Origin of the sequence: Roseobacter sp. HKCCD6576-2, from assembly GCF_013179285.1 — a bacterium.
Lineage (GTDB): Bacteria > Pseudomonadota > Alphaproteobacteria > Rhodobacterales > Rhodobacteraceae > Rhodophyticola > Rhodophyticola oceani.
The window spans coordinates 41826-63952 of the sequence record NZ_WVNW01000003.1; the positions used below are offsets into that span (position 1 = coordinate 41826).

The 22127-nt window shown below is 60.6% G+C and carries 18 protein-coding genes; 6 read left to right on the forward strand and 12 right to left on the reverse strand.

Features of this window, described 5'->3' with window-relative positions; translation table 11 throughout:
- Positions 1–98 precede the first annotated feature (98 nt).
- Genes GTF44_RS12800 through GTF44_RS12820 form a run of 5 tightly spaced genes read right to left on the reverse strand, consistent with a single transcriptional unit; the run spans position 99 to position 7259 of the window.
- Positions 99–1034, reverse strand: coding sequence for an ABC transporter permease (locus GTF44_RS12800; RefSeq protein ID WP_171561618.1), 936 nt, complete (start codon positions 1032–1034; stop codon positions 99–101).
- Positions 1031–2539, reverse strand: coding sequence for a sugar ABC transporter ATP-binding protein (locus GTF44_RS22540; protein ID WP_171561619.1), 1509 nt, complete (start codon positions 2537–2539; stop codon positions 1031–1033). Before GTF44_RS22540 ends, GTF44_RS12800 begins: the two co-directional genes overlap by 4 nt.
- Entirely contained in the window at positions 2536–4236 is a 1701-nt protein-coding gene (locus tag GTF44_RS12810; RefSeq protein WP_171561621.1) for a hydantoinase B/oxoprolinase family protein, read from the reverse strand. Before GTF44_RS12810 ends, GTF44_RS22540 begins: the two co-directional genes overlap by 4 nt.
- Positions 4233–6260: a hydantoinase/oxoprolinase family protein gene (locus tag GTF44_RS12815; protein WP_171561623.1), complete on the reverse strand. Its 2028-nt coding sequence runs from the start codon at positions 6258–6260 to the stop codon at positions 4233–4235. Before GTF44_RS12815 ends, GTF44_RS12810 begins: the two co-directional genes overlap by 4 nt.
- A 60-nt stretch (positions 6261–6320) precedes the next feature.
- On the reverse strand, positions 6321–7259 hold the full coding sequence (locus GTF44_RS12820; protein ID WP_171561625.1) for a sugar ABC transporter substrate-binding protein: 939 nt from the start codon (positions 7257–7259) through the stop codon (positions 6321–6323).
- Between the two features lie 38 nt (positions 7260–7297).
- Here GTF44_RS12820 and GTF44_RS12825 point away from each other — a divergent pair, with 38 nt between their 5' ends.
- From GTF44_RS12825 to GTF44_RS12835, 3 genes are read left to right on the forward strand one after another with little or no spacing between them, the layout of a single operon-like run.
- Entirely contained in the window at positions 7298–8128 is an 831-nt protein-coding gene (locus GTF44_RS12825; RefSeq protein WP_171561626.1) for a GntR family transcriptional regulator, read from the forward strand.
- The gene (locus GTF44_RS12830; protein ID WP_171561628.1) at positions 8125–9228 is read left to right on the forward strand and encodes a Xaa-Pro peptidase family protein; all 1104 of its coding nucleotides are present in this window, start codon (positions 8125–8127) and stop codon (positions 9226–9228) included. The genes GTF44_RS12825 and GTF44_RS12830 overlap by 4 nt, the downstream gene beginning before the upstream one ends.
- A complete protein-coding gene (locus tag GTF44_RS12835; protein ID WP_171561630.1) occupies positions 9221–9724 on the forward strand; it encodes a GAF domain-containing protein in 504 nt (167 codons plus the stop codon). The genes GTF44_RS12830 and GTF44_RS12835 overlap by 8 nt, the downstream gene beginning before the upstream one ends.
- A 48-nt stretch (positions 9725–9772) precedes the next feature.
- Here the strand turns inward: GTF44_RS12835 and GTF44_RS12840 are convergent, their stop codons facing one another.
- Positions 9773–11437: an NAD+ synthase gene (locus tag GTF44_RS12840; RefSeq protein WP_171561890.1), complete on the reverse strand. Its 1665-nt coding sequence runs from the start codon at positions 11435–11437 to the stop codon at positions 9773–9775.
- Positions 11438–11621: 184 nt separating this feature from the next.
- On the opposite strand from GTF44_RS12840, the gene GTF44_RS12845 reads away from it, so the two are divergent.
- Positions 11622–13139: an MORN repeat-containing protein gene (locus GTF44_RS12845; RefSeq protein WP_171561632.1), complete on the forward strand. Its 1518-nt coding sequence runs from the start codon at positions 11622–11624 to the stop codon at positions 13137–13139.
- A 96-nt stretch (positions 13140–13235) separates the two neighbouring features.
- Here GTF44_RS12845 and GTF44_RS12850 read toward each other — a convergent pair whose 3' ends face one another.
- Together GTF44_RS12850 and trxB are read right to left on the reverse strand one after the other, a co-directional pair.
- Positions 13236–15305 (reverse strand): bifunctional sulfate adenylyltransferase/adenylylsulfate kinase, encoded by a 2070-nt coding sequence (locus tag GTF44_RS12850; protein WP_171561634.1) that lies wholly within the window; start codon positions 15303–15305, stop codon positions 13236–13238.
- Between the two features lie 147 nt (positions 15306–15452).
- Positions 15453–16448: a thioredoxin-disulfide reductase gene (gene trxB, locus GTF44_RS12855; protein WP_171561636.1), complete on the reverse strand. Its 996-nt coding sequence runs from the start codon at positions 16446–16448 to the stop codon at positions 15453–15455.
- Positions 16449–16674: 226 nt separating this feature from the next.
- Between trxB and GTF44_RS12860 the strand changes: the two genes are divergently transcribed.
- Positions 16675–17175 (forward strand): Lrp/AsnC family transcriptional regulator, encoded by a 501-nt coding sequence (locus tag GTF44_RS12860; protein WP_171561638.1) that lies wholly within the window; start codon positions 16675–16677, stop codon positions 17173–17175.
- Positions 17172–18815, forward strand: a complete 1644-nt coding sequence (locus GTF44_RS12865) for a sulfotransferase (protein ID WP_171561639.1) — start codon at positions 17172–17174, stop codon at positions 18813–18815. The genes GTF44_RS12860 and GTF44_RS12865 overlap by 4 nt, the downstream gene beginning before the upstream one ends.
- Positions 18816–18956: 141 nt before the next feature.
- Here GTF44_RS12865 and GTF44_RS22435 read toward each other — a convergent pair whose 3' ends face one another.
- The 4 genes from GTF44_RS22435 to lgt form a co-directional block, all read right to left on the reverse strand.
- Positions 18957–19088 (reverse strand): hypothetical protein, encoded by a 132-nt coding sequence (locus GTF44_RS22435; protein ID WP_290154750.1) that lies wholly within the window; start codon positions 19086–19088, stop codon positions 18957–18959.
- A 219-nt stretch (positions 19089–19307) separates the two neighbouring features.
- A complete protein-coding gene (pgeF, locus tag GTF44_RS12870; protein WP_253261318.1) occupies positions 19308–20027 on the reverse strand; it encodes a peptidoglycan editing factor PgeF in 720 nt (239 codons plus the stop codon).
- Between the two features lie 28 nt (positions 20028–20055).
- Positions 20056–21153, reverse strand: coding sequence for a class I SAM-dependent methyltransferase (locus GTF44_RS12875; RefSeq protein ID WP_367383405.1), 1098 nt, complete (start codon positions 21151–21153; stop codon positions 20056–20058).
- Positions 21150–22064, reverse strand: coding sequence for a prolipoprotein diacylglyceryl transferase (gene lgt / locus GTF44_RS12880; RefSeq protein WP_171561643.1), 915 nt, complete (start codon positions 22062–22064; stop codon positions 21150–21152). Before lgt ends, GTF44_RS12875 begins: the two co-directional genes overlap by 4 nt.
- Positions 22065–22127: the final 63 nt, after the last annotated feature.

Here is a 22127-nt window from a genome sequence, read left to right on the forward strand (position 1 = left end):
CCAATCAAGGTGGACGTCGAGATGGCTCAATTCCTCCTCCATTGACCAATTTGCTTTGGGCATATTGCGCGGGGATTGGGCCCTCATTTGAGACGAGGTTATCGGTGTCGGCCCATCGCCGAGATACCGACGGCCGCTAGAATGATCAGGCCCATTGTTAGGTCACGGAAAAACGGGTCGATGCTGAGGATGTTGAAGCCGTTATTGACGAGCGCGAGCAAGAAGACACCGGCGAGCGAGCGCCAGACCGCGCCTTGGCCGCCATAGATGCTTGTGCCGCCGAGAATGACAGCAGCGATGGCTTGTAGCTCCATGCCCGATCCGGCAGTGGCCTGTCCAAGCGCCACGCGGGAGGTCGTGATGATCGATGCCAGCCCGGCGGCAAAACCGGCGATGGCGAAGGTTGCGATCTTGATCCGGTTTGTACGGATGCCCGACAGGATCGCGGCTTCCTCATTCCCGCCAACCGAAAAGACGCGGCGCCCGAACGTGGTGTGATTAAGAAAGAAGGTCAGGACGATCGCGAAAATCGCCATAAGCCAAACGGCGTTGAAGACACCCAAGAACCGTCCACGCCCGAGCCAAGTGAACTCATCAAGGCGAACAGAGATGAGCCGCCCATCCGACAGAGCCACGGCGATGCCGCTGAAGATGAGCGCGGTGGCGATGGTTGCGAGAAAGGAATGAACACGCAGTGTGGTGATGGCGAGCCCGTTGACAAACCCCAGAGCCAACCCGACGAAAGGCGCGAGCAACAGGCCCAGATAGGGGTTCACGTTCAACGCGAGCCATGCTGACGCGACAGATCCCATCGCAAAGATCGCCCCGACCGATAGATCAAAGCCTCCGACGATGATCACGAGCGTCATTGCCGAGGCCATGATCGCCAGTGGCGCGTTCTGGTTCAGGATGTTCAGGAGGTTGCGCCCCGTCAGAAAGCTGTCGGAGGACAGTGACAACACGATCATCAGGGCCGCGATTAGGATCAGAACCGCGTAAGATTGCATGAAATGGATGAGTTGCGCGCGGGTCATGCCACGTCGTCCTCCGTGCCTTGATGGGTGAAGAGGGCGGCGAGCACATCGGCCTCGCTCACCACGTCGGGATCGATCTCGTCGACCAGTTGGCCGCGATCGACAAGATGGACACGCGTCGCCAGGCCAAGCACCTCGTCAATCTCGCTGGAGATGATCAGGATCGCTGCGCCCTCCCGGGCCAGCCGTCCAATTTCGTTGTGAATGGCCTCGCGGGCGCCAACGTCGACCCCGCGCGACGGTTCGTCGAGGATGATCACTTTCGGATTGCCCGCGATCCATTTGCCGATCAGCACTTTTTGCTGATTGCCGCCGGAGTAATTCGAGATGTCACCATCAACCAGCGACGGTCGGATTTGGAACCGGTCGATGAGCCGTTGCGCCAGGCCGCGCTCTTCGGCTTCGGCCAGAATGCCAGCCTTGGACATGTGTGTGAGATGCGGCAGAGAGATATTGGCCCGCACCGGGAGGGTCATGACCAATCCCTGGCCGCGCCGATCCTCAGGCACAAGGACGAGTCCCGCCTCGGTTGCCGCGCGGATGTTGTGTGGGGGAAGGCGGCGGCCAGCAACTTCAACTTGGCCCGTGGCGGGGTCTGCGCCGATGATCGCGCGTGCAATCTCGGACCGGCCTGCGCCCACAAGGCCAGCAAAGCCGACGATCTCTCCGGCGCGAATATCCAGCCGCGCGACCTGAGCCCCATTGGGTGACGAGAGATTGCGCACCGAAAGCATGACATCGCCATGATCACGGCATTTTTCGGGGTAAAGCGTTTCGGATTTCACGCCGCCCAACATCGCGCTGACCAGCGACTCCTTGGTTTCCTCGCGTGTTTCACCGCTTTGGACGGTTTCCCCGTTCCGCAGAACCGTCACACGATCGGTCACCTCAAGGATGTCTTGCAAAAAGTGGGTCACATAGATCACCGAGCGACCCTCGTCGCGCAGTCTTCGCATGATGCGGTGGAGTTGATCGACTTCGGTCTTCGAGAGCGACGCGGTCGGCTCGTCCATCACGATCACACGCGATTGGCGGGCGAGGGCGCGCAAGATTTCTATTTTCTGTTGTTCGGCAATGGTCAGACTTGCCGCGGCCGCATCCGGGTCGAGATGTAGGCCGCTTGTCTCCATCAGCGCCCGAAGCCGTTTGGCTTCGGTGCCCTTCAGCACGCCGTGGCGATGCTCCTCTAGGCCAAGAAAGACATTCTGCGCCACCGTCAGTGCCGGAACGAGTTGCAGTTCCTGATGCATGATCGCGACACCGTTTTCCAACGCCGTCGGGGTGTCCCACCGATCCTCGATACGGCCATCCACCTCGATTTGCCCCTGCGAGGCGCGGTAGTAGCCCCCCAGAACTTTGCCCAAGGTGGACTTGCCGGCGCCGTTCTCGCCGATCAGACCGTGGATTTCGCCGGGGTGGATGTCGATATCCACCCCGGTGAGCACCTGAATGTCGCCGAAGCGCACCCCGATGCCACGAGCCGAGAGAAGCGCGCCCGTGCTCACCGCGGCACCGATGCCTCGGTATCGACGCTGCCGTCATCCGCGATGACAACGCCGTAGTCGCGCTGCGCCGCGGTAGGGCTGACCAGTCCGCGGGCGACATCGCGGGCCACCGCGTCAAAGTCGCGTTCCATGGGGTCACCATTGCCGCCGCCGCCGCCGGTCTTGCATTCCACAACCGTGCCCGCAGGCAAGGCGCGGGCGCGCATCTTAAGGGCGTGCTCGACTGTGCCATCGGGGAAGGCAACGGTGATTTCGGGACCAAGCCCGTCCTTGCCGCCATTCAGGCCCCAAGCCGGGGTCTTGGACCGCTCGAACCAGATGGCACCGAAGTTGTCCTCCAGCATCGTATACCGCCGGGTGACGCCGAAGCCGCCGCGGTTTTTGCCCGGGCCAGCACTGTCGGCTCGCATGGAGAACTCTTCAAGCCGCACCGGAAACTTGGTCTCCATCACCTCGGCAGGGATGTTTCGGAAGCCGCCATTGACCAGGTTGATCAAGGCGCTTTCGCCATCACTATCGGCGCGACCGCCCCAACCGCCAGCCGTGGGCTCGATCGAGATCCACTGGCCGCGTTTGGGATCGACCGAGAAGAACCCAACGACCATCGAGTCGCCGTAGTGGGCGGCGGTAGAGCGTTCCGGCATGGCTTTGGACAGGCAGGAGATGAAGAGGTCCGCCAAAAGACCCAGCCCGGTGAAATACCATTCGCAGGCCGCAGGCTCTCCGGCGTTGAACATGCATTCCTCCGGCAAGACCACCGACATGGTTTCGAAGGAGCCACCAGTGATCGCCCGGTCAGGCGAGATCATTGTCTTGTAAGCAAGGCGCAAGAGCGACTCGGTCTGGCTTGCGCCGCAATTGACCGACCCGGCCACGGGGCCGGAGGTCCCCGTCAGATCGACGATCAGTTCTTCGCCCTTTACTGTCAGCGTGAGCGCAACCTTGACCGGTGCGTCGCCGACGCCGTCATTGTCGAGATAACCTTCGCGGCTCCAACTGCCATCTTGGATCGCTGCGATGGCTTCACGATCCAATTGGCGCGCCTGCCCAAAGATGTTCTGGCAGGCGGCGCGATAGGTGTCGGCGCCAATTTTGCCCAGCAACTGACCCAAACGGCGCTCCCCCGTCCGGATCGCCGCAATTTGTGCGCCGAGGTCGCCAATCGTAGCGCCTTTCAACCGGGTGTTGAGCTTCAAATGGTCATACCATTCGCGGATCGGCTTGCCTTGGCTGACAATCCGGGTCGGCCCGAGGCGCAGACCCTCTTGATAGATATTGGTCGAAGACATGGTCGAGCCGGGATCCATTGCGCCGATATCGTTCCAATGCGCCCGCGCCGCGCCGAACCCGACCAAGTCGCCGTGGTGGAAGATCGGACCGATGGCGGTGACATCATGCAGGTGCGTGCCCTGCATATAGCTATCATTCATGATGAAGATGTCGCCTTCGCGGATGTCGTCGCCGTAGTAGTCTTTCACGTGGCGGACACAGACATCGATGGCTCCGATGAAGAGCGGGACGCCGGTGGATTGACCGAGCATGTTGCCGTGCTCGTCCATCAAGGCGACGGCACTGTCTTTGCCTTCATAGATGATCGCCGAATGGGCGGAGCGCCACAGCGAGGCATTCATATCCTCGGCGCAGGAGATGACGAAGTTACGGACGACTTCGGTGGTAATCGGATCGGCGGTGCTCATGCGGCGTCCTCCTTCACAAGGCTCATATGGCCGCCATCAATCAACTGGGCGGTCCAGCCCGGGGGCAGCAACGTGGTCGATGTGACTTCTTCGATGATGGCGGGGCCAGAGACGGCATCGCCCTCGCCGATGCTGTTGCGGTCGATGATGGCGGTCGATGCAGGGCTGCCGCCGAACCAGACATCGCGCTCGCGCGCGGGACGTGGCTCTGCCCGCTCGGGCGGTGCATTTTCGGGGCGATCCAGACGGCCGAGCGCCGCGAGCCGGATATTAGCCATCTCGACCCGGTTCTCCGGCGAGTTGTGACCATATTGCCGTTCATATGCGGCGTCGAAATCGGCCCGGATCTTGTCCATGTCGATCGGGCCATCATCGAGTTGGATCGTGAGCACGTATTCTTGGCCGTAATAGCGGAAGTCGATCGCCCGCTCGATGCCGACACGGTCCTTATCGATCCCCTCTTCTGCCAGGAAGGTGAGGCCTTTTTCTGCGAGGCCGTCGAAGGCATCTTCAATGCTCTTGGCCTCAATCTGATCCCAGAAGCTGTAGAGCGTTTCCTTGAAATCGTGCCGCACATCCGTTTGCAACATGCCCCACGCGGAGAAGGCCCCGGGGTGGACGGGAATAATGACTTCGCTGATTTCCAGCTCTTCGGCTAGGGCAGCCGCCTGCGCGGGGCCGGCCCCACCAAACGCGACCAAGGAAAACTCGCGCGGGTCGATGCCGCGCTGAATGGTGATGGTGCGGATCGCGTCGGCCATCTTGGCGTTGACGATATCGATCACCCCTTGCGCCATCTCTTCGGCATTCATGCCGAAATCGGCGCCGAGTTTGGCGAGAGCGTCTGCCGCGGCGTCGCGGTTGAGGGCCATCTCACCGCCCGAGAAATTGGCGCCATCAAGCCGACCAAGGACGAGGTTGGCATCGGAGACGACGGGTTCTGTTCCGCCCAGCCCATAACATACCGGCCCTGGTTTAGATCCTGCCGATTGCGGGCCGACACGCAACGCGCCCGCCTCTTTCCAGGCGATGGAGCCGCCGCCCGCACCGATGACGTGGATATCAACCACGGACATCTGGATTGGCAGGCCTTCGAGCATCGCTTCATTCGAAGTTGAGGGTAGCCCGTCGATGACCAACGAGGCATCGAAAGACGTGCCGCCCATGTCGACGCAGATCAGGTTCGGTCGCCCGGTCGCCGCCGACAGCGCTTTACCGCCAATGGCACCGCCAACCGGCCCAGACAACAGCGTCTGAAGCGGGGTTTCGGAGGCGGTGGTCGCCGTCATGACGCCGCCATTGGACTCCATCACGTGCAGCGCGCCGCCCGCGGGGAGCCGGTCGCCCATCTCGGCCTGAAGTGTCGAGATGTATTTGCGGACAACTGGCGCGAGATAGGCGTCGGTGACCGTTGTCGAGGTGCGTTCAAACTCCCGCCATTCTGGCGAGACGTGATGCGACAGGACGATCTGTACGCCCGGCAAGCGTTCCTGCAGATAGTCGCGAGCGGCCAATTCATGCGCTGAGTTGTTAAAGGAAAAGAGCAGGGAGACGGCGATCGCCTCATAGTTCTCCGTTGCGCACGCTTCGACCACCTTGTCGAGATCCGACAGGCGCAGCGGTTCCAACTCATCCCCATTTGCGGCGATGCGCCCGGCAACCGTGTAGGTGTGCTCAAGGGAGGCGAGCGGTTCGGGCTTGTTCCATTGGATCGAGAAGATCTCGCCCCGATCATTGCCCTGGATCGTATAGATGTCGCGGAAGTTTTCGTTGGTCACCAGGGCGACCTTGGACCCCCGCCGCGTCAGCAACGCGTTGAGGCCAACCGTCGTGCCGTGAACAAAGAAGCCCATCGCGCCATCGTTGCCCAATATCTGATCGATGCCTTTGAGAACGGCCAGCGCGGGGTTGTCAGGGGTCGACAAAATCTTCGTCGCCCCGCAGCGCCCCGTTTCGACGTCTTGGTAGACAATATCTGTGAATGTGCCGCCAATATCGGCGGACACGCGATAGCTTTTACTCATGATTGCTGCCTTTCGGATGACCTGGCGGGGCGTGGACCGACGCCCGCCGTAAAGTGACGATCACTGTTCCCATTCACCGGTGAATTCTGGATTGGCATCGAGAACTTCGATGTCGATCATCGCTTGAACGGGCCCTTCCTCATCCATGTTGATGGCTTGAGTGACGGGGGCGCCTTCGATTGCATTGGCGATCTGCTCCATCGCTAGGGCCCCCATCGTCTTAGGGAAATAGGCCAGCGTGGAATCCCACCGACCTTCACGGATCGCGTCAATTGCGATAGCGGCCGCGCCGCCGCCCGACAAATACAAGTCCGCCGGGTTTATGCCGGCTGCTTCCAGCGCAATCTCGACACCGACAAGATGCTGATCGGCATTTGAGAGGACCACATTGACATCGGGATGGACCTGTAGAATGTCGGTCATTGCTTGGAGGCTTGGGTCGGGGGCGTAGTAACCTTCGCCGACTGCGACGATCTCGATATTGTCATGTGCGGCAAGGACAGTTTCGAAGGTTTCGAGCCGCAGATTGTCGAACGGAAAAATTCGCGCGCCGATCATGACCACGACATTGCAAGGGTCGTGATCGGCGCAGTATTCCACGACTTCTTCGGCCTGGGTTGTGGCGCCCGCCACGGGGGGAGAGGCGGCGGTCACGGTGATGCCGTCGACCTGCGGCTCGAGAGAGTTCAGATCAGGGCCCACTGGGAACAGGACAGTGCCAATAGGCACCCCGTCTGCGATGGCTTGCTCGAAGGCGCCCGCGATTCCCACCGAATCGTTGGGCGAAACGATCATGCCGACGAAACGACCGGATGCCAGCGCGTCCTCAATTTGACTGTACTGCAGCGCCGCATCGAATTGCCCGTCGAGAATCTCAGTCTCATAGCCCCGCTCGGCGGCCACGGCCTGAACGCCTTCATACGTTGCTTGATTGAAGCCGTTTTGCGAGGTGCCGGCGAAATACGCGATTGTGCCTTCTGCCGTCGCCGCGCCCGCCATCACGGTCAGGGCCGCCCCAGTCATCAGAGTTGTTTTGAGTGTCATCGTATCGCTCCTCCCCAAGAGAATTTCCGGCTGTATCACATTTAGCGTTGCACATAATCCAAACTTTATGCAAGATTAATTTTATGAAGCCAAAAAACCCAAAAACCCCGCCCGCCGATCCGCCGCCGCGCAAGAAACGCGGCGCATTGATGGTTTATGAGAAGCTTCGCGACGACATTCAGTGGATGCGCATCGCGCCCGGATCCGCGCTGGATGAGGTCGCGCTGGCGCAAGCTTATGAGGTCTCGCGCACGCCGATCCGTGAGGCGCTTTTATTGCTTGTAAATGAAGGGTTTGTGCAGTTTCTGCAGAATCGGACAACCATTGTTGCGCCGCTTTCGATGCACAACCAGAATGCGTTTCTCGACACATTCATCTTGCTGTCGCGCGGGTTGATACGGGCAACAACGATGCATGGTCCTGTGGATCGCGACGCCCTTGCGCCGTATCTTGACGACTACTCCGAAGGGTTGGCTGAAAACGATGTCGAGCGGGCGTTTCGTGCTCAACTTGGCCTCTTTCGACACCTGACAGAACTCGCGAAAAATCGGTTCCTCGCCAAATATTTTCTTGAGGCGCAGGATGCCTCTGTTCGGATGAAGTTGCTCTACTTTTTCCCGCATCTTTCTGCCGATGACATCGCGACCGCACGTATAAAGCTAGAAGCGGTGATTGATGCGGTTGCGGCGGGCGATCCAGAGGCCGGGGACCGGGCCGTAAGCGATGTCATTCTATTCGAAACCCAAGTCATTCAACGCGGCATCGAACCGCGTTTCGGCCACCAGATGACGCTTGAGTCGCCTGGAACAGGAGGGACATCGTGAGCATTTTGGTGGATCGGCGCAGCCGTGCCACCGACATTATGCGGGCGGGCGGTCTTGGGGCCGTCGCCTTTGTGCCGGGTCCAAACCTTGCCTATCTGACTGGCGTCCATTTGCATTTGATGGAGCGGCCAACGCTTTATGCGCTCACAGCCGAAGGGCGGAGCGTCGCGATGATGCCCAGTCTTGAGCGGCAGAAATGGGACGCGGCCATGCCGGACGCAGAGACGATCTTCTGGGACGATTCGGATGGACCGGATGGGGCGTTCAGAGCTCTTGTGGACATGTTGGCGGCAGAACACCCACTTGGTGTTGAAGGGCTCAGAATGCGCGCGGCTGAGTATAGAGCCTTGGCGCAAAGCTTCGGGCCAGAGAGGCTGGTCGATGCCGATCCGGCCATGGCTGCCCTGCGGCTCATCAAGAGTTCAGACGAGATTGGCGCACTCCGCCGCGCCGTCGCTATCAGCGAAGCCGCGCTTTATGAAACGCTGGATGCTGGCATCGCGGGCCGGAGTGGCCATCAAATCGCGGCCCGGCTGAAGGCGGCAATGCTGGCGCATGGCGCAACGGGGTTTGCTTTTGATCCTATTGTCCTAAGCGGCGAGGAATCGGCCGACCCCCATGGCGATGTCAGTGCGCGAGTCCTGAGCCCGGGTGACCCGCTTCTGATCGACTTTGGCGCAAGCTGGGGCGATATGCATGCCGACATCACGCGCACTGTTTTCTGCCGTCATGCGACGGACGCCCATGCCCAGATTTACGAAACCGTACGTGTCGCCAATGAGGCGGGTCGCGCCGCCGTCTGCGCGGGCAGAACGATTGGCGATGTTGATCACCAGGCGACGACTGTTCTGGAAAAATCGCGGTTCGCGGATCTGATCCTTCACAAAACCGGCCATGGACTGGGTCGCGAAGTCCATGAAGCACCAGCCGTGACGCGCGCCAATCGCGATCCGCAACAGGCAGGTATGGTCTTCACAATTGAGCCTGGGCTTTACCGGTCGGGGGATATTGGCGTGCGGATCGAGGACGATGTCGTGGTGGCCGACACCGGGCATGAGTGTTTAACCAGTTTTACCAAGGAGTTAATGGTCTATGCTTGATGACATTCATGCCCTGCGCCGGTTTGGAAAAACCCTCTCCTGTGACAAGTGGATCAGCCCTTTCCCAGCACTTGAAGAGCTGTGCCAGGTGATGATGGGCCACAAGCTTTTTTCTTGTTCCATCTTTCGCATGAGCGGTCCGCAGCAGGGCGTGGCGGCACGTGTCTATTCTAATGACGCCGGAAGTTATCCGATCTCCGGACTGAAGGAGATCGTTCCGAACCGTTGGACCGAACATGTCATCCTGCGCCGCCAAACCTTTGTTGCGAATTCTGTTGATGGCTTCATGGATGTGTTTCCGGATCACGCGCTCATCGCATCGCTCGGCCTCGGTTCGGTTGTCAATCTGCCGGTGATCTTGCGCGGTGAGTTTATCGGTACGGTGAATATGCTCCATACGGCGGGCCATTATACGGATGCGCGGCTCCGGGCGATGGAGGATTTGGTCGTGCCGTCGCTTTTGGCCTTCGAGGCTTCGCCAGAGGCGGCGAAATAGACACCCTTTGCTGGCCTTCATCAGTCGGCGAGTTCGTTGGCGCGGAGCTTACCCCTGCGAGTTGTCGCGCCAGCGGTTCACGATCGGATAACGCCGGTCCAGCCAGAAGGCGCGTTCGGTGAGCCGTGCGCCGGGGGCGGATTGGAAGCGCTTGTATTCGCTGATGTAAATCAGATGCTCGACCTTCTTTACGGTCTCCCGATCATGGCCCTTCGCGACGCAATCGGCCACCGATGCCTCTTTGTCGATCAGTAGGTCCAGGATATCGTCCAGCACGTCATACGGCGGCAGGCTGTCCTCATCCTTCTGGTTCTCGCGCAACTCCGCCGTCGGCGGCTTTTCGATCACGCGGGGCGGAATCACTTCGCCGGCCGGGGCTTTCATCCAGGGCCGATGATTGGCGTTGCGCCAGCGGCAGGTCTCGAAGACGCGGGTTTTATAGAGGTCTTTGATCGGGTTATAGCCGCCCGCCATGTCGCCATAGATCGTGGCATAGCCTACCGCGACCTCGGATTTGTTGCCGGTGGTCAGCAGCATTTCCCCGAATTTGTTGCTGAGCGCCATAAGGGCAACGCCGCGCAGGCGGGATTGGATGTTCTCCTCCGCCACGCCCGGTGCCGTACCGTTGAAAAGCGGCGCCAGCGCCTCGGTGACAGCGGCGCGGGGGCCGGAGATCGGCACTGTGTCGAGCCGTGTGCCAAGCCGCTTGGCCACATCGGCGGCATCTTCCAGCGAGGTCTCGGATGTGTATTCCGAGGGCAGCATCACGCAGCGGACGTTTTCGGGCCCAAGCGCGTCCGCGGCAATGGTCGCCACAATCGCGCTGTCGATACCGCCAGAGAGGCCAAGCACGACCTTGGAAAACCCGGCCTTTTCAACATATTCGCGGGTGGCCTCGACCATCACGCGATAATCGGCTTCCCATTCATCGGGCAGCTTGTCTTTCTCACCATCCACCGCGCGCCATCCCTCGGGCGTGTTTTCGAAATCGACATGGAACAGGCCCTGCTCGAATGCCGGCATTTGATGGGTCAACGCCCCGCCGGGGTTCAGCACAAAGCTGGCACCGTCGAAAATCTGATCGTCCTGGCCGCCAAGCAGGTTCAGATAGACCAGCGGCAAGCCCGTTTCGACCACGCGGGAAACCATCAACATCTGGCGCAGCGCGAATTTGCCCCGATGATACGGCGACCCGTTGGGCACCAGCAGAATCTCGGCCCCAGTTTCAGCCAGGGTCTCGGTCACATCCTCGAACCAAGCATCCTCGCAGATCGGCACCCCGATCCGCAAAGGGCCGACCCGTACCGGGCCCGCCGGATTTCCGGCGTGGTAATAGCGTTTCTCGTCAAACACTTCGGAATTGGGCAGGTGATGTTTCAACACCTCGGCGCTGATCTGGCCGTTTTGCAGGATGAAATAGGCGTTGAACGGCTTGCCCGCGCCGGGCAGTGGCCCGCCAATGCCAATTGCCGGCCCGTCGGCGCAATCGCTGGCCAATTGGGTCAGCACGCGCTGCACATCGGCGGCGAAGGCCGGTTTGCGCACCAGATCCTGCAACTGATAGCCGGTGATGAACATCTCAGGGAAGGCGATCATATCGGCCCCGGCGGCCTTCGCCTCGGCCCAAGCTGCGCGCGCCATTTCGGCATTGCCGGTCAGATCGCCCACAGTCGGGTTCAACTGCGCAAGAGTGAGGCGGAAGGTCTCGGCCATATCGGTCACGCTTTTCCTGTTTGTCCGGGCAGAGGTTTAGCAGATCGGTCAGCGCCGCCAAGCCATACCGGCGCTCTCACGGCGAAATGCGTTGCGAGGCCCCCAGTCCTCACCTAGGTTTGGATGGGATCGGGATAAGACAGACGAATGGGGAGAGCGGGACGTGCAAAAGCCAGGGTGGGGCATGATCCGACAATTGGCCGGGGCCGGTGCACTTGGTCTGGCGTTGAGCGGCGCGGCGCTGGCGCAGGTCGATATCCAGCAATACGACAATGGTGGGATCTACGAAGGCGAGTTCCGCAACGGGGTTCAGCATGGGCAGGGGACCTATCGCCTACCCAACGGGTATGAATATACCGGCGAATGGGTCGATGGCGAAATTCGCGGCCAGGGGCGCGCGGTCTTTCCCGACGGCTCGATCTATGAGGGCGCGTTTATTGCCGGGCGGCCCGAGGGGTTCGGCAACATCACCTTCGCCGACGGCTCTACCTATGAAGGCGAATGGGCCGATGGTCGGATCAATGGCCAAGGCATGGCGCTATATGCCAATGGCGTGAGCTACGAGGGCGGCTTCGTCAACGCGCTGCACCATGGCACCGGCGTGATGGAGAGCCCGAATGGCTATCGCTATGAAGGCCAATGGGAAAACGGGCTGAAAGAAGGCCGGGGGGTGATCACCTATCCAGATGGCGCGGTCTATGACGGAGAGTTTGAGGCCGGACAACGCGCCGGGACCGGGCGGCTCGAAATGGCCGATGGCGTGGTCTATGTCGGGGCTTGGGCAGGTGGGCAGATCAATGGCGACGGCATTCTAACCCAACCCAATGGCGATATCTATGAGGGCACGTTGGTCAATGGCCAGCGCCAGGGGCGCGGCGTGGTTCGCTATGCCAATGGCGATGTGTATGAGGGCGATTTTGCCGATGATCGTCGCCAAGGCCGGGGTACGTTCACGGGCGCGGATGGCTATCTCTATGTCGGCGAGTGGACAGAAGGCCGGATCGAAGGCGAAGGGCGGGTGACCTATCCCGACGGCTCGATTTACGAAGGTATGTTCCGCAACGATTTGGCCCATGGGCGGGGCACGATCACCTATGATGACGGCTCCAGTTATGAGGGTGATTGGGTTGATGGAGTCATCCAAGGCTTCGGCGTGGCGCGCTATGCCAACGGGCTGGTCTATGAGGGGCAATTTCTCAATGCGCGGCAGCATGGGCAGGGGGTGATGACCCAACCCAACCTGGAATATGACGCCGAGGCGGCAGAAGCGGCAGGCGATGCCTACGATGTGCCGGAGTTGCTCTATCGCTATGAAGGTGCTTGGGAGAACGGCCTCCGCCATGGCGAGGGGATCGCCACCTATGCCGATGGTACGGTGTATGAAGGGGGCTTTGCAGAGGGCCAGCGCGCTGGCGCGGGGCGGCTGAGCATGCCCGATGGCTTCACGTATCAAGGCGCGTGGGCCGAGGGTGAGATCAATGGCGCAGGTGTGGCCACCTATGCCAATGGCGACGTCTATGACGGATTCTTCGTCAACGGTCGCCGCCAGGGGCAAGGGATGATGACCTACGCGACCGGCCAAGTTGCAGAAGGCGAATGGGAAGATGGCCGGTTGACCGATGCCACGGAGAGCAGCGGTAACGATGAAACCGCACCCGAGGACCCGGATACGTCAGAGGCGGCACCGGCGACTGATCAATAGCGGCGACCAAAGACACCCGGCACATCGCTAGGCAGAGATACGAAAAGGCCGGAGATGCATCCCCCGGCCTTTCGTTTTGACTTGGTTGTGCCGACCTTAGACGGCGATCAGGCCCATGCTTTCGAGTTTCAACAGAACCTGCTGCGCACAGTAATCGACCTCCATCCCTTCGGTGTCGACTACGAGTTCGGCGGTTTCGGGGGCCTCATAAGGGTCTGAAATCCCGGTGAACTCTTTGAGCTTGCCTTCGCGCGCAAGCTTGTAGAGACCTTTGCGGTCGCGGCGCTCACATTCTTCCAGCGACGTTGCGACATGCACCTCCACGAAAGCGCCGAAATCCTCGATCATCTCGCGGACGGCGCGACGGGTCGCGGTATAGGGCGCAATTGGCGCACAGATCGCGATGCCGCCGTTTTTGGTGATCTCAGAGGCGACATAGCCGATCCGGCGGATGTTGATATCGCGGTGCTCTTTCGAGAAGCCAAGCTCGGAGGACAGGTGTTTCCGAACCACATCGCCGTCAAGCAACGTGACCGGGCGGCCGCCCATCTCCATCAGTTTGACCATCATCGCATTTGCGATGGTGGATTTGCCCGAGCCGGAGAGGCCGGTGAAAAACACAGTGAAGCCCTGCTTTGAGCGCGGTGGGCGCGTGCGGCGCAATTCGGCAACCACATCGGGGAAGGAGAACCAGTCCGGAATCTCCAGCCCTTCGGCCAGACGGCGGCGCAGTTCGGTGCCCGAGATGTTCAGAACCGTCGCGCCTTCGGCCACCTCATCAGCGGGTTGATATTCGGCACGCTCCTGCACGAAGACCATATGTTTGAAGGGCACCATCTCGATGCCGATCTCGTCTTCATGCTGTTTGAACAGGTCTTGCGCGTCGTAAGGCCCATAGAAGTCCTCGCCTTGGCTGTTTTTGCCCGGGCCCGCGTGGTCGCGGCCAACGATGAAATGGGTGCAGCCATGGTTTTTGCGGATCAGCCCGTGCCAGACCGCCTCGCGTGGCCCGGCCATCCGCATGGCCAGGTTCAGCAGGCTCATCGTGGTGGTGGCCGAGGGGTATTGATCCAGCACCGCCTCATAGCAGCGGACGCGCGTGAAGTGATCGATATCGCCGGGTTTGGTCATGCCGACGACCGGGTGGATGATCAGGTTGGCCTGCGCCTCTTTCGCGGCGCGGAAGGTCAACTCCTGATGCGCGCGGTGGAGCGGGTTGCGAGTTTGGAAAGCCACGACCCGGCGCCAGCCAAGTTTGCGGAAATAGGCACGGAGCTCATTCGGCGTGTCCCGGCGGGCGCGGAAATCGTAATGCACCGGCTGTTGGATGCCAGTGATTGCGCCGCCCAGATAGACCGGCCCCGCGATGTTGTGCAGGTAGTTCACCGCAGGATGCGCGATATCATCGGCCCCAAAGACCATCTCCGCCTCGCGGGCCTTATTCGGTAGGTATTTATCGCCAATCGAGAGGATGGCGAGGATCACGCCTTCCTGATCACGGAGAGCGATGTCCTGGCCGGGCTCGACGCTATCGGCAAATTCCTGGCTGACATCGAGCGTGATCGGCATCGGCCAGAGTGTGCCATCGGCCAACCGCATGTTTTCGACGACAGAGGTGTAATCCTCTTCGCTCAGGAACCCTTTCAGCGGGTTGAAGCCGCCATTCATTAGAAGTTCCAGGTCGCAGATCTGGCGTGGGGTCAAATCCCAGCTTGGCAGTTCGGCGGCTTCGGCTTTGAGTTTCTGTGCTGAGTCATATGAGACATAAAGCTCAGGCACCGGGGCAAGGTTTGGTTGCATCGCTGTCGTCCTGTTTTTGGAAGGGAGAAGGCCGCTTGCCGCGCCGGTTAGCTCGGCATGCAGTGTGTCGTATTCCGCGAGCTTTCGGGCAAGGAACCGGTCGGCCAGGCGGGCCTTTTCGGCGGCTCCTCGCGGGGTCAGCGCGTAGGAAAATCTTTGGCGTCGATCTGGTCCGGCACGGTCGGAAATCGTGACCAGGCCTTGATCAGCCACAGCCCGTAATTGCGCATTGAGCCGCCCCAAGCTGATGCCAAGCGCTTCGGCCGTCGCCCGTTGCGACGCTTCTGGTGCGGTGTCCAGTTGCCGCAAGAGCCGAAAGAGCAGGTCTTCGTCTGGCTGTGGCGTATCAAGGGGTGGTGCGGGCATGCGAGGCTCAGGTTAAAAGTGTGTTCACGAATGAACGCATTTCACAAACCTGAGCTTAGGGGAAGAGAAAATCTGCCCGGCAACAGATTGTTTCAGCGCCGTGGCCGGTGGGCCACGCGCTTCTTAGACGTCACTGAAAAGGGGACCTTACTCCGCCGCGTCGACCGGAGCGGCATAAGCTCCGGCTTCAACCGTTTCTTCGCCCTCAAGCTCGGCGATGTATTTCTCGGCATCCAGCGCCGCCATGCAGCCCATACCGGCGGAGGTGACCGCTTGGCGATAGATGTGGTCGGTCAGATCGCCCGCCGCGAAGACGCCTGGGATTGAGGTGCGGGTCGAGCCAGCCTCGACCTTCACATAGCCGCCATTGTGCAGCTCAAGCTGGTCTTTCACCAGTTCCGTCGCCGGGGCATGCCCGATCGCCACGAAGAAGCCTTTGCAGGGCACTTCGGTGATCACGCCGGTCTCGACATGTTTCGCGCGGACGCCTTCGACGCCACGGGGCTCATCGGTGCCGACGACCTCCTCGACTGTATGGTCCCAGAGGATTTCGACCTTGGGGTTCTTGAACAGGCGTTCCTGCATGATCTTTTCGGCGCGCAGGCTGTCGCGGCGGTGGATCAGCGTCACCTTCGAGGCGAAGTTGGTCAGAAACAGCGCTTCTTCCACGGCCGTGTTGCCGCCGCCGATCACCACGATCTCCTGCCCGCGATAGAAGAACCCGTCGCAGGTCGCGCAGGCCGAGACACCGAAACCTTTGAAATGCTCTTCCGAGGGCAGGCCCAGCCACTTCGCCTGTGCGCCGGTGGCCAGTATGACCGCATCGGCCGTGTATGTCGTGCCGCTATCGCCCTCTGCCGTGAACGGGCGTTTCGACAGATCGAGAGATATGATGTGATCGGAGATGATCTCCGTTCCCATCTCTTTGGCATGCGCCTCCATCCGCACCATCAGATCAGGGCCCATAACGCTGCTATCGCCGGGCCAGTTCTCCACATCTGTGGTGATGGTGAGCTGCCCGCCGGGCTGAATACCTTGCACCAGGATCGGTTTCAGCATCGCGCGGCTGGCATAAACGGCGGCGGTATATCCCGCAGGGCCGGAGCCGATGATCAAAACGGGGCTGTGACGGGTGTCGGACATGGGCGGCAGCTTTCGTATCTCGGGTTGCACGGGGGAGAGGGATCCCGCCCGGTTCAAGCGATATAACGACCCGGGCGTGCGGAATAAAGAGGCCGCTTGTTCCGATGCGGAAAGCCTTGCATTTGGCGCCTCGCTCTTCCATATGTTGCGCGATAACGAAAGAATATTGCGTGATTGATGGGAGTGTTGGACATTTCCATAATCTCCACGCAGAGGGAGCCGATCTATGTCAACTGCCAAACTGGACCCAATCGACCGCAAGATTCTGGCCGAGTTGCAGGCCGATGGCCGGATGACCAATGTCGAACTGGCCAAGCGTGTCGGTATCTCGGCCCCGCCCTGTCTGCGGCGGGTGCGGACTTTGGAAGAGGCAGGGTATATCAAGGGCTATCATGCCGATGTGGATGCGCGGCAACTGGGCTTCGAGGTGCAGGTCTTCGCGATGGTCGGGCTGCATAGTCAGGCCGAGGCGGATTTGGTGGCGTTCGAGGCGCTTTGCCAATCCTGGCCACTGGTCCGGGAATGTCACATGCTGAATGGAGAAATCGATTTCATCCTGAAATGCGTCGCCCCCGATCTCAGCTCGTTCCAAAGCTTTCTGACCGAGCATTTGACCTCGGCGCCAAATGTTGCGTCGGTCCGGACATCGCTGGTCATTCGCGGTGCAAAGGATGACCCGGGCGTGCCCTTCGATGTGATGGAAGAAAGGTTGAGCCAAACCGCATGACCGGCACGGGTCCGTCTTCGATCACGGCAGCTTATCAGGCGGCGCTGACGGCGCAAAAAGCCAAGCGTTTCGATGATGCGCGGCGGCTCTATCGACAGATTCTCGATCAACGACCATTGGCGGAGCCGATGTTCCAGCTCGGTCAGATCGCGGCGGAGACCGGGGATCGGGCCGGGGCCGCGAAATGGTATCGCAAAGCCCTGAAGCTGAAACCGAAAGAACCAGCACTGTGGCACGCTCTGATAGCGGTTAGCCGTGGCGGAGAACGGGAAAAGGCGCGGCGGCAGGCCAAAACGGCGGGGGTCAGTTTGCCTGCGCCCGGGCAAGACCTTGTTGAAAGCGCCGATATGCTCCTGGCGACGGGCCGCCTTGACGCGGCGAAGGACCGTTATCGAGAGGCGATAAAGGCCGGGGCACCCGCAACAGCAGTCCTGACCCATATGGGTGCGCGGCTCAGCCATGCGGATGATCACCAGGGGGCATTGGCGGCCTTGAACGAGGCGATAGACCTTGCCCCCAGGGCTCCGTCCGCGCGCGTGCTCAGGGCAACGCTGTATCAGACCATGGGTGAACTTGATCTGGCAGAGGCGGAGCTGCGCCAAGTCTTGGACGTCGCGCCGTTTCATGGATCGGCTTGGTTGGCCCTGATGCGGGGCCGGAAACAGCCGGTTGATTCCACCGATGTGGCGGCGTTGGAGGCCAGGCTGGCAGATGGGGTCAGCGATGCCGACGCAAGGCGGCTGATGTCTTTCGCATTGGCGAAGGCGCTGGAAGATCAGGGGCGGTATGGAGAGGTCTTCGCCCCCCTTACCGTCGCCAATCAGATCACCGCACGTCGGTTCCCCTATGGGTTTGACAGCGATCTGAAGTCGATCCGGGCGCGGCTCCGCCATTATGAGCCGGACGTATTTGATGGGTTCGCCGACGCGGCGCCGATTTTCGTAACCGGCTTGCCGCGCTCTGGCACGACTTTGGTCGAGACGATCCTCAGCGCACATCCCGATGTGGCCGCTGGCGGTGAAATGGCGCTTTTCGACGATACCATTCGCCCGTTGGTCGAGGCGGCCAGTGCCGGGCAGATGCCGCCATCTGAGGATTGGCTCCGCGCGGGGCAGGCTTGGGCTGAAAAGGCGCAGGTCAAGGCGGGTAGTGGGCGGGTGACCGACAAATCCATTTCGACATTCTCGATGATGGGATATGTGGCGCGCGCCTTGCCGGGCGCCAAGTTTGTGCTCTTGAACCGAGACCCGCGCGATGTCGGCCTGTCGCTTTACAAAAACCAATTCGCGGATGGACAACACCGCTATTCCAACAGCTTGCGAGAGATCGGGCGCTATATCCGCCTGTTCGAGGCGGTGACGGCAGAGTGGCGGCGGATGATGCCGGATCGGGTGCATGTCATTGATTATGACGCGCTTACATCGGACCCAGAGCCAGAAATCCGGCGGCTCTTGGCGTTCTGCGATTTGGACTGGAACCCGGCCTGCCTGAACCCGGAGCAGACGGGCCGTGCGGTAAAAACGCTGAGCGTCGCTCAGGTGCGCCAGCCGATCAATCGCGGGTCTGTTGGGGCGTGGCGACGGTTTGAAGCCGAGTTACAGCCTTTGATTGAGGCGCTTGATACCGAAATTACGCTTTAAGCTCTCAGAATATAAGAAAAGGCGGCCATTCTGGCCGCCCATCTTGCAAGCATACCGCTCGATTGGTGTTAGCTGGCTTGTTTGAGAGTTCCCTCGACCGCCAACTGCCTTTTGGCCCGGACCTGTCGTGCCCAAGGCATCTCAATCTGGTCCTTCTTGCTTTCCGCAAGAACCGATTTCATCCAACGCCGCTTCATCATCTGCCTGTTCCTTCGACTTATCATCGTGTTGTTTTCCGGTCGTTTCCGGATTGAGGACAATCTGCAGGCGCATTCAGGCAGTCTTGCGGCTTTCGTGCTAATTTTCCGTGAAAACTGGTGACAAAAATGTGGCCGAGATACCCCCTGATTTTCCCCTATTTTCCGCAAATCCTAAGCATTTGGTCGCCGTGATTTTGGCGGCGGCAGGGCGATACCTGCCTCGTCTTTGCCGCAAATGCGCCTCTCGCGCCGACAATCGGGGCAGATTGGCCGCATTCTGCGGCCTGGTTTCTCAAAGACGAATTGCTGAGATCAGGCGGCCATAATCCGCCTCACCTTCGTGAACCGAGCGGCGGTAGGAGTAGAACCGCAGTGGATCGGAATAGGTGCAATGGCGGGTCCATTCCGCTTGGCCGATGCCCGCTGCGCGGAGTCGCATCAGACCATAGGCGGGCAGATCGAAGAGATATCGGTCACCAGCCCCGTTGATAAAGAACCGAGCATTTTCGGGGTCTTCATCAAGGAAACGTTCAATAAATTCGGGGCCCACCTCATAGGCGCGCTGGCTGATCGAGGGGCCGATTACGGCTTGAATCCGCGCGCGCTCCGCCCCGGCATCGACCATCACCTCGATTGTGCGCTCCAACACACCATCCAGCGCGCCACGCCATCCCGCATGGGCGGCGGCAATCACGCCACCGGCTCGATCCGCGAAGAGCACCGGCTGACAATCAGCGGTCAGAATCGCAATCGCGATGCCCGGCGTGGTCGTGACGATGGCATCGGCGCGCGGTTTCGGGTCTTGCGCCGTCTTGTCCAATATGACCGCCTCTGCGGAATGGACCTGATGCACGGTCGCAAGCCGATCTGGTCCCACGCCCATGGTTTGCGCCACGCGGTCACGGTTCAGGGCGACGATCTCGGCTTGATCCGACGAGCCGCCGCCGCAGTTCAGACCTTCAAAAATCCCCGAGGATGCGCCGCCGCGCCGGGTGAAGAACCCATGCGTCATGCCCTCCAAAAGATCGGAGGTCAGCGGTTCAAGACGTGTGGTCACTGGACACATCGGGGGCGATCGGCTCCAAGGCTGGCAGGGGTGGGGCATCGGGCGGACGAAGCCCCATCACTTTGAACAAAGTTCCCATTTCGTCGGGGTGCGTCAACCGCTTGTGTGCGGCGATATGCTCGATGCGTGCCGGACCTGAGAGTTTCTCGGCGAGATGTTGCGCCCGGACCGTGATACCGAGCCGTTCGAGGAACACACCCTGTGGCACCAGCGCCGAGGCTTGTGCAGGCATCGCCGCCCGCGCCAGGGGGCTGAACGCCACCTGGGCGGTAAGGTCCGCCTTTCCGGGGTCCTGCAGCGGGTCGACAAAACGGTGTTTAAGGACCGCCTGCAAGGTTTCACCGATGCTGTCCCATTCGCCATAGTCGATGAAAAGTGCGGTGCCGCCCGCGTCGGAAACCCGCCGCCCAATCTCTTCGGAAATGGGGAGAGCCGGGGCATTTAGCTCAACCACTTGGCCGCGCACCGTATCGGCCAGCCGGTCTTCAAGCGCCGCGATTGCGCTCTCGGGACCGAGACCCCAGATCAACCGGCTGCCATCGGTTCCAATCTGGCGTTCGTGCCAGGCCGTCTCGGTCCGCAAGAATTGCCGGATCGGTAGAGCGTCAAAAAACTCGTTGGCAATCAGGTAAAGCGGTCCGGGTGGAAGATCGCCCACGTGATCGACAAATTGCGGTTGATACCCGGCCAGCGCCGCCCTTTGCCGGGCGCGCAGCACAGGGGAGGCTTCGACCAAGACCACTTGCATGGCTTGATGGAACCCCTCGACCATCGCCGTTGCTCGCAGCAAATCAGCCATAAGGGTGCCCCGCCCGGGGCCAAGCTCGGCCAGGACAAACGGGCTTGGACGCCCCTGATCAAGCCAAACTTGTGCCAGCCAGAGCCCGATGATCTCGCCAAACATCTGGCTGATCTCAGGCGCGGTGGTGAAATCGCCCCCTGCGCCGAACGGGTCTTGCGTCACATAATAGCCGTCATGCGGGTTCAGCAGGCATTCGGTCATATACTCGGAAACCGAAATCGGCCCGTTGCGCACGATGCGTGCGATTAGACGTTCGCCAAGCGGCGTCACGCGGCGCGCCTGCGCGCGATGACGATGATGGCGATGCCGATCACCAGCATCGGTAGCGAAAGAAGCTGCCCCATGGAGAGGCCGAGCGTTGGGGTGAGGGAGAGCACATGGCCAAGCGGGTTGTCCGGTGTGATGAATTGCGGGTCTGCTTGGCGGAAATATTCGACGATGAAACGTCCCAGCCCGTACCCGGCAAGAAACAGTCCCATGATCTGCCCCGGAATTTTGAACCCGCCCCGGCGATAGACGAGCCAGAGGATGACCGCGCCCAGGATCAGCCCTTCGAGCGCCGCTTCGTAAAGCTGCGACGGATGGCGGGCGCAGAGCGTTTCCCAGGCTCGTTCGACCAAGCCTTCGGGGCCGGGGCAGGCCTGCGCCAGATCACCGGGAAAAATCACGCCCCAAGGCAGATCGGTTGGGCGGCCCCAGAGCTCGGCATTGATGAAATTGGCGATCCGGCCCAGGAACAACCCGACTGGCGCGGCCAAAGCCATCGCATCACCCACGCTGGCCATCGGCAGTTTGTGCACCCTACAAAACAAGATACCGGCGACGATGACCCCTAAGAGCCCGCCATGGAAGGCCATCCCGCCTTGCCAGATCATCAGGATTTCACCAGGATTTTGGAGGTAATAGCCGGGTTGGTAAAACAAAACGAACCCAAGGCGCCCGCCAAGAATCACGCCGATAATTACCCAGGTGAGCAGGTTTTCGACATGGGTCGGTGTCATCGGCGGGGTGTCGGCGGGCCAAAGCGCCGGCCGTTTGACCGCCATTACCACCATACGCCAGCCGATCAGAAGCGCGGCGATATAGGCCAGCGCATACCACCGGAGCGCAAATTCGAAGCCGCCAATGGCAAAAGAGAAAAGCTCTGGCGAGATGTCGGGAAAGGGGATCGCGGCCTGCATTTGGTCTCCGTCACCTGTATCTTGGTTTTGGATGCGGCGCGCCTGCGGCGAAGTCAACCTTGA

Coding starts and splice junctions, on each gene's coding strand:
- GTF44_RS12815 (WP_171561623.1), bottom strand. CDS start 6,260: ATGAGTAAAAGCTATCGCGTGTCCGCCGATATTGGCGGCACATTCACA.
- GTF44_RS12850 (WP_171561634.1), bottom strand. CDS start 15,305: ATGCCCGCACCACCCCTTGATACGCCACAGCCAGACGAAGACCTGCTC.
- trxB (WP_171561636.1), bottom strand. CDS start 16,448: ATGTCCGACACCCGTCACAGCCCCGTTTTGATCATCGGCTCCGGCCCT.
- GTF44_RS12865 (WP_171561639.1), top strand. CDS start 17,172: ATGACCGGCACGGGTCCGTCTTCGATCACGGCAGCTTATCAGGCGGCG.
- GTF44_RS12845 (WP_171561632.1), top strand. CDS start 11,622: ATGATCCGACAATTGGCCGGGGCCGGTGCACTTGGTCTGGCGTTGAGC.
- GTF44_RS12860 (WP_171561638.1), top strand. CDS start 16,675: ATGTCAACTGCCAAACTGGACCCAATCGACCGCAAGATTCTGGCCGAG.
- GTF44_RS12820 (WP_171561625.1), bottom strand. CDS start 7,259: ATGGCGGGCGCGGCGACGGCAGAAGGCACAATCGCGTATTTCGCCGGC.
- lgt (WP_171561643.1), bottom strand. CDS start 22,064: ATGCAGGCCGCGATCCCCTTTCCCGACATCTCGCCAGAGCTTTTCTCT.
- GTF44_RS12810 (WP_171561621.1), bottom strand. CDS start 4,236: ATGAGCACCGCCGATCCGATTACCACCGAAGTCGTCCGTAACTTCGTC.
- GTF44_RS22435 (WP_290154750.1), bottom strand. CDS start 19,088: ATGCGCCTGCAGATTGTCCTCAATCCGGAAACGACCGGAAAACAACAC.
- GTF44_RS12800 (WP_171561618.1), bottom strand. CDS start 1,034: ATGACCCGCGCGCAACTCATCCATTTCATGCAATCTTACGCGGTTCTG.
- GTF44_RS12835 (WP_171561630.1), top strand. CDS start 9,221: ATGCTTGATGACATTCATGCCCTGCGCCGGTTTGGAAAAACCCTCTCC.
- pgeF (WP_253261318.1), bottom strand. CDS start 20,027: ATGACGCATGGGTTCTTCACCCGGCGCGGCGGCGCATCCTCGGGGATT.
- GTF44_RS12840 (WP_171561890.1), bottom strand. CDS start 11,437: ATGGCCGAGACCTTCCGCCTCACTCTTGCGCAGTTGAACCCGACTGTG.